The organism is Escherichia coli (assembly GCF_036503815.1).
Lineage (GTDB): Bacteria > Pseudomonadota > Gammaproteobacteria > Enterobacterales > Enterobacteriaceae > Escherichia > Escherichia coli_F.
In genome coordinates, this window is record NZ_AP027764.1 from 2,652,238 (window position 1) to 2,667,539 (window position 15,302).

14 protein-coding genes and 1 pseudogene are annotated in these 15,302 nt (G+C 49.5%); 2 read left to right on the plus strand and 13 right to left on the minus strand.

Going from position 1 to position 15,302, the window contains the following annotated elements:
• Window positions 1-5 precede the first annotated feature (5 nt).
• The 8 genes and pseudogenes from AABJ99_RS12755 to hicB all read right to left on the minus strand — a co-directional run.
• On the minus strand, window positions 6-815 hold the full coding sequence (locus AABJ99_RS12755) for a CatB-related O-acetyltransferase (RefSeq protein WP_039020869.1): 810 nt from the start codon (window positions 813-815) through the stop codon (window positions 6-8).
• Between the two features lie 233 nt (window positions 816-1,048).
• The gene (gene patD, locus AABJ99_RS12760; protein WP_039020868.1) at window positions 1,049-2,473 is read right to left on the minus strand and encodes an aminobutyraldehyde dehydrogenase; all 1,425 of its coding nucleotides are present in this window, start codon (window positions 2,471-2,473) and stop codon (window positions 1,049-1,051) included.
• A 21-nt stretch (window positions 2,474-2,494) separates the two neighbouring features.
• Window positions 2,495-3,289 carry an ABC transporter permease gene (gene ydcV, locus AABJ99_RS12765; RefSeq protein WP_039020867.1) on the minus strand — a complete coding sequence of 265 codons (795 nt, stop codon included), beginning with the start codon at window positions 3,287-3,289 and terminating at the stop codon, window positions 2,495-2,497.
• The gene (gene ydcU / locus AABJ99_RS12770; protein WP_039020866.1) at window positions 3,279-4,220 is read right to left on the minus strand and encodes an ABC transporter permease; all 942 of its coding nucleotides are present in this window, start codon (window positions 4,218-4,220) and stop codon (window positions 3,279-3,281) included. The genes ydcV and ydcU overlap by 11 nt, the downstream gene beginning before the upstream one ends.
• Complete coding sequence (gene ydcT, locus AABJ99_RS12775; RefSeq protein WP_039020865.1) at window positions 4,221-5,234, minus strand: ABC transporter ATP-binding protein; 1,014 nt, start codon at window positions 5,232-5,234, stop codon at window positions 4,221-4,223.
• Window positions 5,235-5,251: 17 nt separating this feature from the next.
• Window positions 5,252-6,397 carry a putative ABC transporter substrate-binding protein YdcS gene (gene ydcS, locus AABJ99_RS12780; RefSeq protein WP_000047458.1) on the minus strand — a complete coding sequence of 382 codons (1,146 nt, stop codon included), beginning with the start codon at window positions 6,395-6,397 and terminating at the stop codon, window positions 5,252-5,254.
• 244 nt (window positions 6,398-6,641) lie between these two features.
• Window positions 6,642-8,048, minus strand: a complete 1,407-nt coding sequence (gene ydcR / locus AABJ99_RS12785) for a PLP-dependent aminotransferase family protein (RefSeq protein WP_039020863.1) — start codon at window positions 8,046-8,048, stop codon at window positions 6,642-6,644.
• A 78-nt stretch (window positions 8,049-8,126) separates the two neighbouring features.
• Window positions 8,127-8,363: pseudogene (hicB, locus tag AABJ99_RS12790) on the minus strand (type II toxin-antitoxin system antitoxin HicB); the annotation flags it as partial.
• Between the two features lie 178 nt (window positions 8,364-8,541).
• Here hicB and yncJ point away from each other — a divergent pair.
• Window positions 8,542-8,772, plus strand: a complete 231-nt coding sequence (gene yncJ / locus AABJ99_RS12795; protein ID WP_000491567.1) for a DUF2554 family protein — start codon at window positions 8,542-8,544, stop codon at window positions 8,770-8,772.
• Between the two features lie 91 nt (window positions 8,773-8,863).
• Here the strand turns inward: yncJ and rlhA are convergent, their stop codons facing one another.
• Together rlhA and sutR are read right to left on the minus strand one after the other, a co-directional pair.
• Complete coding sequence (gene rlhA / locus AABJ99_RS12800) at window positions 8,864-10,825, minus strand: 23S rRNA 5-hydroxycytidine C2501 synthase (protein ID WP_039020862.1); 1,962 nt, start codon at window positions 10,823-10,825, stop codon at window positions 8,864-8,866.
• A gap of 72 nt (window positions 10,826-10,897) precedes the next feature.
• Entirely contained in the window at window positions 10,898-11,434 is a 537-nt protein-coding gene (gene sutR, locus AABJ99_RS12805) for a DNA-binding transcriptional regulator SutR (RefSeq protein ID WP_039020861.1), read from the minus strand.
• 91 nt (window positions 11,435-11,525) lie between these two features.
• Between sutR and ydcO the strand changes: the two genes are divergently transcribed.
• The gene (gene ydcO / locus AABJ99_RS12810; protein ID WP_039020860.1) at window positions 11,526-12,698 is read left to right on the plus strand and encodes a BenE family transporter YdcO; all 1,173 of its coding nucleotides are present in this window, start codon (window positions 11,526-11,528) and stop codon (window positions 12,696-12,698) included.
• A 34-nt stretch (window positions 12,699-12,732) separates the two neighbouring features.
• Here ydcO and ydcL read toward each other — a convergent pair whose 3' ends face one another.
• From ydcL to tehA, 3 genes are all read right to left on the minus strand, one after another.
• Window positions 12,733-13,401, minus strand: a complete 669-nt coding sequence (ydcL, locus tag AABJ99_RS12815) for a DUF3313 domain-containing protein (RefSeq protein WP_001261032.1) — start codon at window positions 13,399-13,401, stop codon at window positions 12,733-12,735.
• A 301-nt stretch (window positions 13,402-13,702) separates the two neighbouring features.
• On the minus strand, window positions 13,703-14,296 hold the full coding sequence (gene tehB / locus AABJ99_RS12820) for a tellurite resistance methyltransferase TehB (protein ID WP_039020859.1): 594 nt from the start codon (window positions 14,294-14,296) through the stop codon (window positions 13,703-13,705).
• A complete protein-coding gene (tehA, locus tag AABJ99_RS12825) occupies window positions 14,293-15,285 on the minus strand; it encodes a dicarboxylate transporter/tellurite-resistance protein TehA (protein WP_001376850.1) in 993 nt (330 codons plus the stop codon). The genes tehB and tehA overlap by 4 nt, the downstream gene beginning before the upstream one ends.
• Between the last annotated feature and the right edge of the window lie 17 nt (window positions 15,286-15,302).

Below are 15,302 nucleotides of genomic sequence, written 5' to 3' on the forward strand. Positions count from 1 at the left end.
GACAATTATAGGTCTCTGAATATCTCAGAAAGATTGAATTTTTTATAGTCCCTCTCTTGAATATTTCCATTTGATATCAATCGATTCATCTCTTCAACAAAATAATTTATATCATCACATTTGTTATTATCCGGAAGATCTGAGTAATTATAATTCCACCACTTTATTCTCAACAATTCATCAATAATATTTGAATCAAATCTAAATCTGATTATTTTTGCAGGAACTCCTGCAACTATGGCATATGGTGGCACATCTTTGGTAACAACGGAATTGGCAGCAATAACAGCACCATCACCTATTGCGATGCCACCTTTCAATACAACATCATTTCCTATCCAGACATCATTTCCTATAATCGGATTTTCAGGTTTGGTAATGAATGGTTTCAATGTCCAGCTACGTTCAAACTCACTCATAGCAAACTTATCAAATTCACCGTTATAAGTCATCATGTGAGTAGTAAAACGATTCATAGGATGATTTCCACCCATTATTTTTACATTTGATGCTATACTACAAAATCGTCCTATATGTATATTCCCTGAAAAATGACAAGTTGGAAATGAAAATGCACCTACATTGGAAAAATTTTTTACAGGCATTGTTGAATATTCTTCAGCAATAACATTCTCTTCAATTGATATTTTGTCACCTTTTGAGAAAAGAAATAAATTTCTTTCTTTGTAAGACTTCTTCCCTTTATGATTTAAAAATATTTTATTATCCATGCAAAATTCAAAGTGTTTTTTCGTCCACCTAAAGGTAATGTTTTTATTTTTATCTTCCGTGAATTTATATAACTGTACGTTCATACTAAAGATTTCTACATTTACTTATAAATTATTAGTTGAATAACGATACTCTAAAGTCTTCTATGAATCAACAATGACTGGATGAAAAATCACCATCATACCTTTAGCGCATAATAGTCGTCTAACTTTTCCACTCGTTTTAATGTATTCATTCTTATTAATCGCCAATGACTCAAAACTTCAAACGATAGTGGCCATCATATAATTTCATATAACAGCCACTAGCATTTAACTTAATGTTTAACCATGACATGGCGGACGACGGTGTAATCCTCCAGCCCATAAAGTGACATATCCTTGCCGTAACCAGAAAGTTTCTGTCCACCGTGCGGCATTTCACTTACCAGCATGAAATGGGTATTGACCCAGGTACAGCCATATTGCAGCCGTGCACTGACACGATGCGCCCTGCCCACATCTTTAGTCCATACCGAAGATGCAAGCCCGTACTGGCTGTCATTCGCCCAGTTCACCACCTGTTCTTCATTGTCAAAGGCCGTCACGCTCACCACCGGACCAAATACCTCTTTTTGCACGATGGCATCGTCCTGTAACGCGCCAGCCAGCAGCGTAGGCGCATAGTAATAACCATTACCCTTGCGCTTTTCACCACCGGTGATCACTTTGATGTGCCCTGTCTCTTTCGCCTCTTCTACCGCCTTGCTGACACGTTCGAGATGTGCCAGCGAACTTAACGGTCCAAGCTCTGTGGACTCGTCATCCGGCGCACCAGATTTTAACGTTGCCACTGCAGCACCGAGTTTTTCCACCAGCGTATCGTAAATACCTTTTTGCGCGTAGATCCGACAAGCCGCAGTACAATCCTGTCCGGCATTGTAATAGCCAAAAGTACGAACACCTTCGACCACTGCTTCAATATCAGCATCATCAAAAACAATCACTGGCGCTTTGCCACCAAGTTCCATATGAGTACGCTTAATAGACGGCGCTGTATGGCTGATGATGTGCTCGCCGGTGGCGATAGAGCCCGTCAGCGACACCATCCGCACTTTGGGATGTACGGTCAGCGGATCGCCCACTGTTTTGCCTCTGCCAAACAGCACATTAATCACGCCAGCCGGGAAGATATCTTTCGCCAGTTCAGCCAGCTTCAACGCTGTCAGCGGGGTAATTTCTGATGGTTTAAGCACTACGCAGTTCCCTGCCGCCAGCGCCGGAGCCAGTTTCCACGCGGCCATCATCAGCGGATAATTCCACGGTGCGATAGAAGCCACGACCCCCAACGGATCCCGACGGATCATTGAAGTATGACCTTCAAGGTATTCGCCGGCCGCCAGACCATTGAGGCAGCGCGCCGCGCCGGCGAAAAAGCGAAAGACATCGACAATCGCCGGAATTTCATCATTGAACGCACTATGCAGCGGTTTGCCACAATTACGGGACTCCAGTTCGGCAAAAACCTGACCATTTTCTTCAATAACATCGGCCAGTTTCAGCAGGCATTCCGCACGCGCTTTCGGCGTGGTTTGCCCCCATTCGGCAAATGCTGCATCTGCCGCGCGAACAGCAGCATCCACCTGCTCTGCGGATGCCTCGGCAATCTCCAGTAAAACGTCCCCCGTTGCCGGATTATAGACAGGCTGTTTTTCCCCTTCGCCGCTAACCAGTTCTCCGTTAATCAGTAACTTATGTTGCATAGCATATTCCTGTATCAGTGGTTATTGACCATTGTCGCCTTCGCGGGTTAGCCACCAGGCCCCCAGGATCGGCAAGGTTGTTACCAACATAACCAGCAGTGCCACCACGTTGGTTACCGGTACATCACGTGGTCGCCCAAGCTGATTGAGCAACCACAACGGTAACGTTCGTTCATGACCTGCCGTAAAGGTCGTAACGATGATTTCATCGAACGACAAGGCAAACGCCAGCATTCCTCCTGCCAGTAGCGCCGAACTGAGATTCGGCAACACCACGTAGCGGAAGGTTTGCCAGCCATTGGCCCCAAGATCCATTGACGCCTCAACCAGACTCCAGGAGGTGCGGCGAAAACGGGCGATGACATTGTTAAACACCACCACTACGCAAAAAGTCGCATGACCGACCACGATGGTGAAAAATCCCGGCTCCAGATTGATGGTTTTAAAAGCAGTTAATAGCGCCAGACCAGTGACAATGCCCGGCAGCGCAATGGGCAGCAGCAGTAACAGCGAAATGGCGCTTTTACCGAAAAAGTCCCGACGCCACAGCGCAGCAGCGGCCAGTGTCCCTAATACCAGCGCAATTAATGTCGCCAGCGCCGCCACTTTAAGTGACAGTGTCACAGCATCAAGAATATCACTACGCTGTGCTGCCACGCTAAACCAGCGCAGCGTCAGGCCTTGCGGTGGAAAGCTAAACGCCGCATCTTCAGTGTTAAACGCATAGGCGGCGATAATCAGGATGGGAAAATGTAGGAAAACCACGCCGCTCCAGGCCGCCAGTTTAAGGAAAAACGGTGCGCGTTCAGAGTGCATCGAATGCTCCCAGACGTTTCACGAACGCCAGGTACAGTGCGATGAGAACAATTGGCACCAGAGTAAAAGCCGCCGCCATCGGCATATTGCCAATCGCCCCTTGCTGAGAGTAGACCATATTGCCAATAAAATACCCCGGAGGGCCAACCAGTTGTGGGACGATAAAATCGCCCAGTGTGAGTGAAAAGGTAAAGATAGAGCCAGCGGCAATACCCGGGATCGCCAGCGGCAACACTACATAGCGGAAAGTTTGTCGAGGACGAGCGCCAAGATCAGCCGACGCCTGCAACAGTGACGGCGGCAAACGCTCAAGCGCCGCCTGCACGGGCAGGATCATGAATGGCAACCAGATATAGAGGAACACGAGAAAGCGTCCCAGTCCTGACGTTGACAGCGTATTGCCTCCCACCGCGGGTAACGTAAGGAACGCCGTGAGTAGCGGCTCCAACCCCAGATGTTGTAAAAACCACTGCGCCACGCCATCTTTTGCCAGCAATAAGGTCCAGGCATAGGCTTTTACGATATAACTCGCCCACATTGGCAGCATCACCGCAATATAAAAGAACGCTTTCATTTTCCCGCTGGTATAGCGCGCCATATACCACGCCATCGGAAAAGCCAGAATGGCGCTGGCGATAGTGACAGCCACAGCCATGGTTAGCGTGCGGAGGATGATGTCGTAATTCGCCGGATTAAACAGCGCACGGATATTCGCCAGCGTCAGTTCTGGCGTTACCGACATGGTGAAATCGTCAAAGGTATAAAAGCCCTGCCATAACAACGTCAGGAGTGAACCAAAATAGACAATGCCAAACCACATCAGCGGACCAAGCAGCAGCAAAAACAGCCCCAGTCCCGGTTTCCGCCAGAAGAAACCTGACACCTTACCCAATCCTGGGCGCGCAGGTGATTGCAATACGTTCATCGCCATTCACCTCTCCTCAACCAGCGGCACCATCACATCGCGCGACCAGGAAACCATCACCTGTTGTCCGGGCGTGAGCGTGGCAGGCAGTTCTTCGCCTGTCATATTGGCCTGACTCACCAGCAGTTTTTCACCGCCATTCAGTCTCAGTTCAAAACGGGTCGCCGCGCCCTGATACTGCACCGCCTGGATCGTGCCATTAACTTGCACTTCGCCGGGGGTGTTGAGGCGGATATGTTCCGGTCTCAGGGCAAAACTGCCTATCATGCCGCAAAGATTATCGGCCATTAGCGGCTCAAAAACGTTGGATGTCCCGACGAATCCGGCAACAAACGGCGTGCGCGGGCGCATATAGAGATCGCGCGGGGAATCGACCTGCTCAATGCGACCGTTATTGAATACCGCAACACGATCGGACATCGATAATGCCTCGCCCTGATCGTGGGTGACGAAAATAAAGGTGATGCCAAGAGACTGTTGTAGTTTTTTCAGTTCCAGTTGCATCTGCTCACGCAGCTTAAGATCCAGTGCGCCGAGCGGTTCATCCAACAGCAATACGCGCGGTTCATTCACTAACGCTCTGGCAATGGCAACCCGCTGACGCTGACCACCAGAAAGTTGTGACGGTTTACGTTGCTGTACAAACCCCAACGCCACTTTCTCCAGCGCCTCTTGCGCCATTACGTGTCGCTGTTTTTTATCCACCCCTTTGACCATCAGCCCATAGGCCACGTTGTCAAGAATCGACATATGCGGAAAAAGCGCGTAGTCCTGGAAAACGGTATTCACGTCCCGCTCCCACGGTGGCAGATTGCTGGCGGGTTTACCAAAGATAGATATAGTCCCGCCGGAAAGCTGTTCGAATCCAGCAATCAGGCGCAGGCAGGTGGTTTTGCCGGAGCCAGACGGCCCCAGCATTGAGAAAAACTCACCATCTTTTATCGCAATACTGACACCATCTACCGCGCGCACATCACCATACAGTCGCGATACGTTGTCAAACTCCACTGCGTACGTCATAAAACACCCCAGCGAAGTTAGCGGCCGCCCATAATGGCAATATAATCCTGCGTCCAGCGACTGTAGGGAACAAACTTGCCCCCTTCTGCTATAGGCGTTTTCCAGAAGGCGATTTTATCGAAATAGTTAAAACCGTTTGTTTCACAACCTTTTTCGCCTAATAACGGACTGGCTTTACACCCTTCCGGCACTACCGGTAACGAGCCAAACCAGGCCGCCACATCGCCCTGCACTTTTGGCGTTAATGACCAGTTCATCCATTTGTAGGCGCAAACCGGATGTTTCGCTTCGCTATGTAGCATGGTGGTGTCAGCCCAACCGGTAACGCCCTCCTTCGGGAAAACGGTAGCGACAGGCTGGCCTTCGGCTTTCAGGGCGTTGGCCTGATAGGGCCATGCACTGGAGGCAACCACACCCTCGTTTTTGAAATCGCTCATTTGCACGGTAGTGTCATGCCAGTAGCGATGGATCAAACTATGTTGATCGCGCAGCACTTTCAGCACCGCCTGGTACTGTTCTTCGGTGAGTTGATACGGATCGCTGATGCCCAACTGCGGCTGAGTGGCTTTAACGAACAACGCAGCATCCGCAATATAAATAGGGCCATCATAAGCCTGAACGCGGCCTTTATTGCTCTTACCGTCCGGCAGATTCTGCGCAACAAAAACCACTTGCCAGCTATCCGGCGGCGTCGGGAAGGTTTTCGTGTTGTACATCAACAGGTTCGGACCCCATTGGTAAGGTGTGCCATAAACTTTGCCACTAACGTTAAACCAGTCGCCTTTAACCACGCGCGGATCGAGCGTTTTCCAGTTGGGAATCAATGCGGTATTAATCGGCTGCACGCGTTTACCCATAATCAGGCGCAGCGAGGCATCGCCGGACGCCGTAACCAGATCGTAACCCCCTTTGGTCATCAGACTGACCATTTCATCGGACGTCGCGGCGGTTTTTACATTCACCGCGCAACCTGTCTCTTTTTCGAATTGCGTTACCCAGTCGTATTGTTTATCGGTTTGTCCGCGTTCGATGTATCCCGGCCAGGCGATAATATCCAGTCGCCCTTCCGGTTTATCTAAATTGGTAGGCGGTTCGGCGGCGTGAGCGGTCATTATTGTCATGGTGAGCGCGCACAGGCTGCTGCGGGCAAATGTCTTGCTCATAAGGTCTTACTCCTGTCGAAATTAATTGTTCAGCCGCCGTGCCGTAAAAATATCTCCTTGTTTAACCATAGACGGCGGCTTGCAGGCACACCTTCGCCCCTGAGAAAATTTAATCAGGTTGTGAGCTACCGCGCATTATGCCGTCTGTGAGGTTATCTTCTGGAGTATAGACACGGGGTTAGGAAATATGACTGTTATTCGAAATTCATATTACCCAACCTAAGAGGAATTAAATTAAACGCTATTACAGCCGTTCTTGAATAAGTTTGCCTAATTGTTTAACCGCCTGTTCTTCGCGCTCGCCCCACTGCCATGCAGTATTAAAACGAAAAAAACGTGACCAGTTTTCACCGGTAGAAAACATTTTACCCGGCGCAATACTGATATGATGCGTCAGTGCTGCCAGGCTTAATTCGCCCGCATCTAACGGCGCGGGGAGTTCCAGCCAGAGAAAATAACCGCTGTCATTATGATGAATTTTCACTTCCGCAGGCAGATAACGCAGCAGTGCCTGCCAGGCACGTTGTTTACGTTCCGCAAGCTGGCGACGCAGGCGACGAAGATGGGCGTCGTATCGGCGCGTGGAAAGGTAATCCACCAGCGCAAGCTGCATCGGAGAGCTGGTGGAAAGCGTACTCATCAACTGCAAGCGTTGAATTTTACGTGCATGTTTTCCGGCGGCGACCCAACCAATACGAAAACCAGGCACCAGACATTTCGAAAAAGAAGAGCAATGCAAAACACCATCGTGGCGATCCCACGCTTTCGTAGGCAGCGGTTTTTCCCGTCCAAAATAAAGTTCGCTGTACACGTCATCTTCAATCAGCGTTACGTTGTACTGATTGAGCAACGCTACCAGCCGCGCTTTTTTCTGCGGCGTTAAGGTAAATCCGAGTGGATTCTGGCTATTAGTCATCAGCCAGCACGCTTTCACCGGATACTCCTGCAACGCCAGTTCCAGCGCCTGAAGATCGATCCCTTCGTTAACGTCCGTCGCCACCGATAACGCCTTCAGCCGTAACCGCTCCAGCGCCTGCAACGCGCCGTAGAAACAAGGATTCTCTACTATCACCCAATCGCCTGGTTCCGTTACCGCTTGTAAACTGAGGTTTAATGCCTCTAACGCCCCGGCGGTAATGACAATTTCATCAGGAGAAATAGTGATGCCCTGTAAGGCATAGCGACGAGCAATAGCCTGACGCAGTTCTGCGTTTCCTGGCGGTAAGTTTTCAATCACGCTCATCGCCGTGGCGGTTTTGCTTACCTGCGCCAGCGAGCGGTTTAGTTGTTGGAGGGGGAAAAGTCGCGGGTCGGGAAAGGCCGAGGCAAACGGAACTACCGACGGATCGCGACTGGCCTGCAACATATCAAAAATATAGGTGTTGATATCGACTGCTTCATCTCGAGTGACTGGAATGACTGGCGCTTTCGGCATTTTTATTGCCTGTGGCGCAACGTAATAACCCGACTGCGGTCGCGCGATAATATGTCCCTGACTTTCGAGCAACTGATAGGCATGGCTGACAGTCATAAAGCTCATGCCAGAAAGCGCCACCTGGTCACGCAACGAAGGCAAACGATCTCCGGGTTGCCAGATCCCCGACGCAATCTGCTCGCGTAATTGTTCTGCAAGCTGCTGGTATTTTTTCATTATCGAATCGTTATTATGTGCAGGTGATTCGGCAGTCTATATCAGTTGTTAAAAATGACAACTTTTCATTAACTGTTATCAAACCATCACCAGCGATAACTCTTTGCCAAGCGCCTTAGCCGCAAGCTGGACGGCGTCGATTTTTGTCGCATGGTGCAAGTTAAATAAGCGAGTAATTTCCTGTTTAGGTTTGCCAATTCGCCTGGCTAACTCTTGCTGAGTGATTTCTGACTGTAAAAAAGCATTTAACAGCAATACCTTAGAGGCGACGCTCAAAGGCACTTCAATAAAGTGATCGTGACTATTTAATGGCGAAGTTTACCTCCGTGTGTAATGTGCTCGAAAATAGCACTAAATCGCCGCAACGGCAGAATGCAATGCAAAATCAGGAAGGAAGATTCCAGAATTTCTTTGCGCTAATTTGCAAAACTGAATAATAACCTCAAGAAACGATCGGCATCATAGCGGCAAAAGGTCAGAAAAAGGTGGCGAGATGTTTTCGAAGGCGTTATCGGTTGTCTTATTAACGTGTGCACTGTTCTCAGGACAACTCATGGCAGGGCACAAAGGACATGAATTTATGTGGGTAAAGAATGTGGATCATCAGCTGCGTCATGAAGCGGACAGCGATGAATTGCGTGCTGTGGCGGAAGAGTCGGCGGAAGGTTTGCGCGAGCATTTTTACTGGCAAAAATCGCGCAAACCAGAAGCGGGACAGCGTTGAGTCATTTGTTGCCGGATGCGGCATAACGCCTTACCCGGCCGACAAGATCATGCAGATTCAATAAGTTGTGAGTAACCAGAAAACTGGCGTTTTACCCTTTTCGCTTCGGCAATGTTTTCAGCAGCTCATCCGGACTAACGGATGCCACTACGCTTCCCGGTAACGGCATTTTCAGTATGTGATTTTTGATTTTGCCAATGACGTGCATCTCACATGGGCGACAATCGAACTTTAGCGTTAATACTTCATCGCCATTAACCAGTTGCATTGGCGTCGCCTTCCAGCTTTTGATGTTACCTTTTGCCTGTTTCGGACACAGATTGAAGGCAAAGCGCAGACAATGCTTGGTGATCATTACCGGCACTTCCCCCTTCTCTTCATGCGCTTCATACGCCGCATCAATCAGTTGCACACCATAGCGATGATAAAATTCACGCGCTTTGTGGTTGTAAACGTTCGCGAGGAAACTCAAATGCGTTTGCGGATAAACCGGCGCAGGGTCAGCAACCGGTTTACGACTGCCGCGCTGATAACTGGCAAGACGCGCAGCATCCAGCATTTCGGCGGCCTCACGGCGGAACTGATTTAACAGACTGTTCGGTACAAACAGCGCACCAGGCAAATTAATTTGCACATCGCGGGCGTAATAGAGGGTTTGCCCCAGCTTAGCCAGACCATCTTTCAGGTTATTAAGCGCTTTTTCGGCGTTATTAGCTTCGTCGAATTGTCCATCCAGCGTATGCGTGACGCTGACGCCCTCTTCACTGGTCAGGGTCAGAATCAGTTGTTCCTGCCAGCCGCCCAGTTCAATGTCTACCGCTACGCGACGTTCGCTGGATGTTTTGGTCAACGCCTGCTGCCAGTTATGGTCCAGATTACGATTAAGCGGATGATGCGGACGAATTTTATGCAAATCCGCAGGCATCTCATTTGGCCAGACGCGGTACTGATTTTGCCCGGTTTTTTCGACTGTATTGGCGCGAAAGCCAACCACTTCACGTTTAATCATCACATTCAGACCATCGCCATTTGCTAACGGCTCGGTGACGGCAACATCGAGATGATCCTTCGCCACTTTTAATACTTCACCGACCGGCAGGCCGATAAACTTGGGGGAGTCGAACGCGCCGATATCCCCTTTACGGGCGTTAACAAAGTAGTCGGTACTGCCACGATGGAAGGTTTTTTCCGTCGACGGTACGAAGAAATGCTCGGTACGACCGGATGAAGCACGCGCCAGATCGCCACGTTCATCAATAATGGCGTCAAGCATTTGGCGATAATGCGCGGTGATATTCTTCACGTAGCTCATATCTTTGTAACGCCCTTCAATCTTGAAGGAGCGCACGCCAGCATCAATCAGCGCGCCAAGGTTAGCAGTCTGATCGTTATCTTTCATCGACAGCAGATGTTTTTCATAGGAAACCACCCGCCCCTGATCGTCTTTCAATGTGTATGGCAAACGGCATGCCTGCGAGCAATCGCCACGGTTGGCGCTACGCCCTGTTTGCGCATGAGAAATGTAGCACTGACCAGAATAGGCCACGCACAATGCACCATGAATAAAGAATTCAATGGTCGCGTCCGTGGCCTGGTGAATCGCGCGGATCTGCTCAAGATTCAGCTCTCGCGCCAGCACAATCTGCGTAAAGCCAACATCAGAGAGGAACTTCGCTTTTTCTACTGTGCGAATATCGCACTGCGTACTGGCGTGCAGTTCAATCGGCGGAATATCAAGTTCCAGAATCCCCATATCCTGAACAATCAGCGCATCGACGCCGGTCTGGTAGAGGTCGGTAATCAGCCGTTGCGCAGGTTCCAGCTCATCATCATGCAAAATGGTGTTAAGCGTGACGAAAATTTTTGCACCATAACGATGGGCAAACGGCACTAGTTCGGCAATATCTTTCAGGCTATTACTGGCATTATGACGGGCACCAAAACCAGGGCCGCCGATATAAACAGCATCGGCACCGTGCAAAATAGCTTCGCGGGCAATGGCGGCATCGCGTGCCGGGCTTAACAGTTCAAGTCGATGAGAAGATACGGTCACATTCTTATCCAGTAGCTGAAAAATGGCGGCTATTTTAGCCACAAGCGCGACGTTGCGAAATAGTTTTCCCGCTTAACTGCGTGGGTAATGGATGAGGGAATGAAAATGTACGATTTGCTCCCCACCATTACGATAGACATGCGTAACGTCTGCAGCAAATCGAGCGCCTTTTCCATAATTAAGGCTCTGCCATTCACCATCAACGCACAGATCAAGTTGCCCATCAATGACGACAACATGTTCGATTACTCCCTTCTCATGGGGCGTCGATTCACTTATTGCACCAGGTGCCATCTGAATGGAGAAGTGTTCAAAGCAGAGTTGTGGATCATAAGGAAACAGCGAAGTGATCACCATCGCCTGCTGTTGCGGATCATAAACTGAAGGCGTAGCGGACTGCGGCGGAGAAATAAATGTCGAAAATGGCACATTCAACCCGGTGGCAATTTTCCATAATGTCGCGACCGTCGGGCTGGACTCATTACGCTCAATCTGCCCTAACATCGCTTTAGAAACCCCCGTCGCTTCTGCCAGTCGCGAAAGACTCCAGCCGCGCTGCTGACGTAGTTGTTTAAGTGTGGTGGATAAAAAGCGAGTGAGATTTTCCATGTGACTCCTCCGGCAAAGCGGAAGTTTATCACTTGTGCGTTATAACGGACAAATGCTACGGTACCTGTACGCTATAACGCACGAGGTGACCATGCGTCTGTTTTCTATTCCTCCACCCACGCTACTGGCGGGGTTTCTGGCGGTATTAATTGGCTACGCCAGTTCAGCGGCAATAATCTGGCAAGCAGCGATTGTCGCCGGAGCCACCACTGCACAAATCTCTGGCTGGATGACGGCGCTGGGATTGGCAATGGGCGTCAGTACGCTGGCTCTGACATTGTGGTACCGTGTGCCTGTTCTCACTGCATGGTCAACGCCGGGCGCAGCTTTGCTGGTTACCGGATTGCAGGGACTGACACTTAACCAAGCCATCGGTGTTTTTATTGTCACCAACGCGTTAATAGTCCTCTGTGGTATGACGGGATTATTCGCCCGTCTGATGCGTATTATTCCGCACTCGCTGGCAGCGGCGATGCTGGCCGGAATTTTGTTACGCTTTGGTTTACAGGCGTTTGCAAGTCTGGATGGTCAGTTTACGTTATGTGGCAGTATGTTGCTGGTATGGCTGGCAACAAGGGCCGTTGCGCCGCGCTATGCGGTAATTGCCGCGATGATTATTGGGATCGTGATCGTTATCGCGCAAGGTGACATTGTCACAAATGATGTTGTCTTTAAACCCGTTCTCCCCGCTTATATTGCCCCTGAATTTTCGTTTGCTCACAGTCTGAGCGTTGCGCTCCCCCTTTTTCTGGTGACGATGGCATCGCAAAACGCACCGGGTATTGCGGCAATGAAAGCGGCCGGGTATTCGGCTCCTGTTTCGCCGTTGATTGTATTTACTGGATTGCTGGCGCTGGTATTTTCCCCTTTCGGGGTTTATTCCGTCGGTATTGCTGCAATCACCGCAGCTATTTGTCAAAGCCCGGAAGCGCATCCGGATAAAGATCAACGTTGGCTGGCAGCTGCCGTTGCAGGCATTTTTTATTTGCTCGCAGGTCTTTTTGGTAGTGCTATTACCGGGATGATGGCTGCCCTGCCCGTAAGTTGGATCCAGATGCTGGCAGGTCTGGCGCTGTTAAGTACCATTGGCGGCAGTTTGTATCAGGCGCTGCATAATGAGCGTGAGCGAGACGCGGCGGTGGTGGCATTTCTGGTAACGGCAAGTGGATTGACGCTGGTCGGGATTGGTTCTGCGTTCTGGGGATTAATTGCCGGAGGCGTTTGTTACGTGGTGTTGAATTTAATCGCTGACAGAAACCGATAATAAAAAGCGCCATCTTACGATGGCGCGGCTGGAATTACTTTTTGTTAACGTCAAACATAGTGGCATCGGTCGCCATGTCATCAATAACTTGCTTAATATTCTCGAAAGCCATTGGCGTACTTTCATTATTCAGGTCTTTACCTTCGCCCTGACGAACGACTTTGATAACCGGTTTATTAGTAGCTGCATCAATCAGCTCACCTTCAAAATACAGGCGAGTATCCATGGTACGGTGGCCCGTCGCCATTTGCGTCCCCGCGACCACTAATGCGACAGGAACCACTTCATAGAATTGCAGCCCTTCTTTGCTGGTATCTACACCGGTAATGGCCCCACGGAAAATCAGACTACGCGGCCCAGCGGTGGTAACCAGTGGTTTACGCTGCGCAATCGCTTCTTTCATTTCGGTGTTGGTATAACTCAAAATTTTATCCAGAACTTTCTGCCCTACCTGGGTAGATGGTTTCGGTACCGGATAATAAGTGATTGGGTTCCAGACGATGCTGTCATATTTACTTTGATCAAAACTCGGGTCTACCCAACGTAAAACAGGTTTACCTGTTGCTGAGGTTGTTTCTTTTAAATCAGAGTAATTGTTTAAAAAACCAGAATATTTATCTGGCTGGGTGATTTTAGAGGCACAACCAGACAGAGCCAACAAGCCGCATAAAGCTGCAACTTTCGCAATTGATGTGGTACGCATGAATAGTTTCCTGAGATGATTATATTACTTTCTAAGTTATAGCAAAAAGCGCCGCTTCGTGTTGTGGCAAAAAAAGTGTTGGTGAAAATAAATTTTTCAGCCCCTTTTCAGACGACATAGTCAATGCCGAAAAAGGGGCTAAGTCAATCATCAGTAGTTAAATATCAGTGCGTTAAGCTGATGAAAAACTTCGACTACCGTGATTAATTTCACATCCTTTTGATTAAAAATATGCTTACCGAAAAGAACAACGGTTAACCATCTCAACGCGGGGCATTTTCACGCGCCTTGTTCTACCGGGTCATTTTTTACGTGCCAGCATCGTGGCGAAACGCAGTTTAATCCGATCACCGTTGGCGTCGGTGCGGTGCAGCTCGCCGACGTCTTCATTGTATTTCACCATCTCCCAGCCTTCGTAATATCGACGTAATTCTCCCTCTTTGAAGGCAAACGGGAAGCCGACGGTACATGGATAATCAGCGGTATCCATCGCCGCCACAATCAGGTTGTAACCGCCAGGTTTAGTGCAACGTTGCATATTGGCAATCAGCCCAGGGATGGTTTTAGCCTCAAGGAACATCAGCACCACAGTCGAAAGAATAAAATCGTATTGCCCATCAAACGTGAGGTTATTCAGATCAACGACCCGGGTATGTAAATTATCCAGATTTTCAATGGATTTAATGCGCTCGACGTTGGCGATACTCATGGCATTTTTATCCCATGCGTCAACTTCATAACCATTGGCTGCCAGGTAAAGACTGTTACGACCATTGCCACAGCCCAGATCCAGCGTTTTACCGGGTTTAACCACTTTCACCGCTTCCAGTACTTCAGAGTGTGTGCGGGTTAATTCATACTTATCAGTAAAATAGTTTTCGTCACGAATGATCATTCTTTGTCCTCAGCTTTCATTAAAACGGCGCGCTCGGTTCTGATTAACAATTTCCCCTGCATCAGAAGCGCGAAAGTTCGGATGAGCAGTATTGCAATTATAAAATTGGTAAAGATAAACAGCGGCACCGCCAGGGTATGGAAAAATCCATTATCGCTGCCACTCCCCAGATGCAAACCGGTGGTTGCCAGTGCGGAAACGCCGAACGAGAAACTCCAGAATGAAGCATTAAATGGCTGGGAGAGATACCATGGCATCAGACGTAGCATAAACAGCAGTTGCAGCAGCCCATAACCGAAAAGCATTTTCGCCAGCGTGTCACCCTCGCCGCCGTTGACGCTCAGCCAGGCACTACAGGCCACCAGCGCAGGAGCGAGCTGAATGCCGAGTGATGTCCGCAGCGCCGTGGGTAATTCTCCCGAACTGCGCAGACGCTGCAAGATCACCGGTTCCAGGCTTAACCATGAGAAAACGCCTGCGCCTAAAAACACCAGACCGGCGTCGGTGTAGCCCAATGCACCACAGGCCATTGCGCTGATAAAGTTGTTGGCAACTGTCGGCAGATACAGTCCAGGCGTGGTAGCTTCTTCAGGATGAGATCCGCGCCATAATCCCGCAGTTTGCCAGGCGGCATAAGCCAACTGAACCACGACACCAAAACTGAACAGGCATACCGCCAGTGGGCGAAACCACGGAACAAAACCAATCGCTACCAGCATCGTCGTTGCAGGAAACAAACTCACAAAACTGCTCATCACTGGATGGCGCACTTCCGCCAGCACGCTATGCGGAAAGCGTATGAGTCTGGTAATAAATGCGCTAGTCAATAATCCCCAGATGATCATCGCCAGAATTACCAGCCCATCCCCTAACCAGTGGCTGACCTGCCAAACCTGGCTGGCATAGCGCCAGGCAAATCCCATCCCTATCGTCCCCAACACAATGCCAAAATAACCTGCCGGTAAATTGAGCACTTTATCGCTCTGCATCTTCTTACTCATTTTGT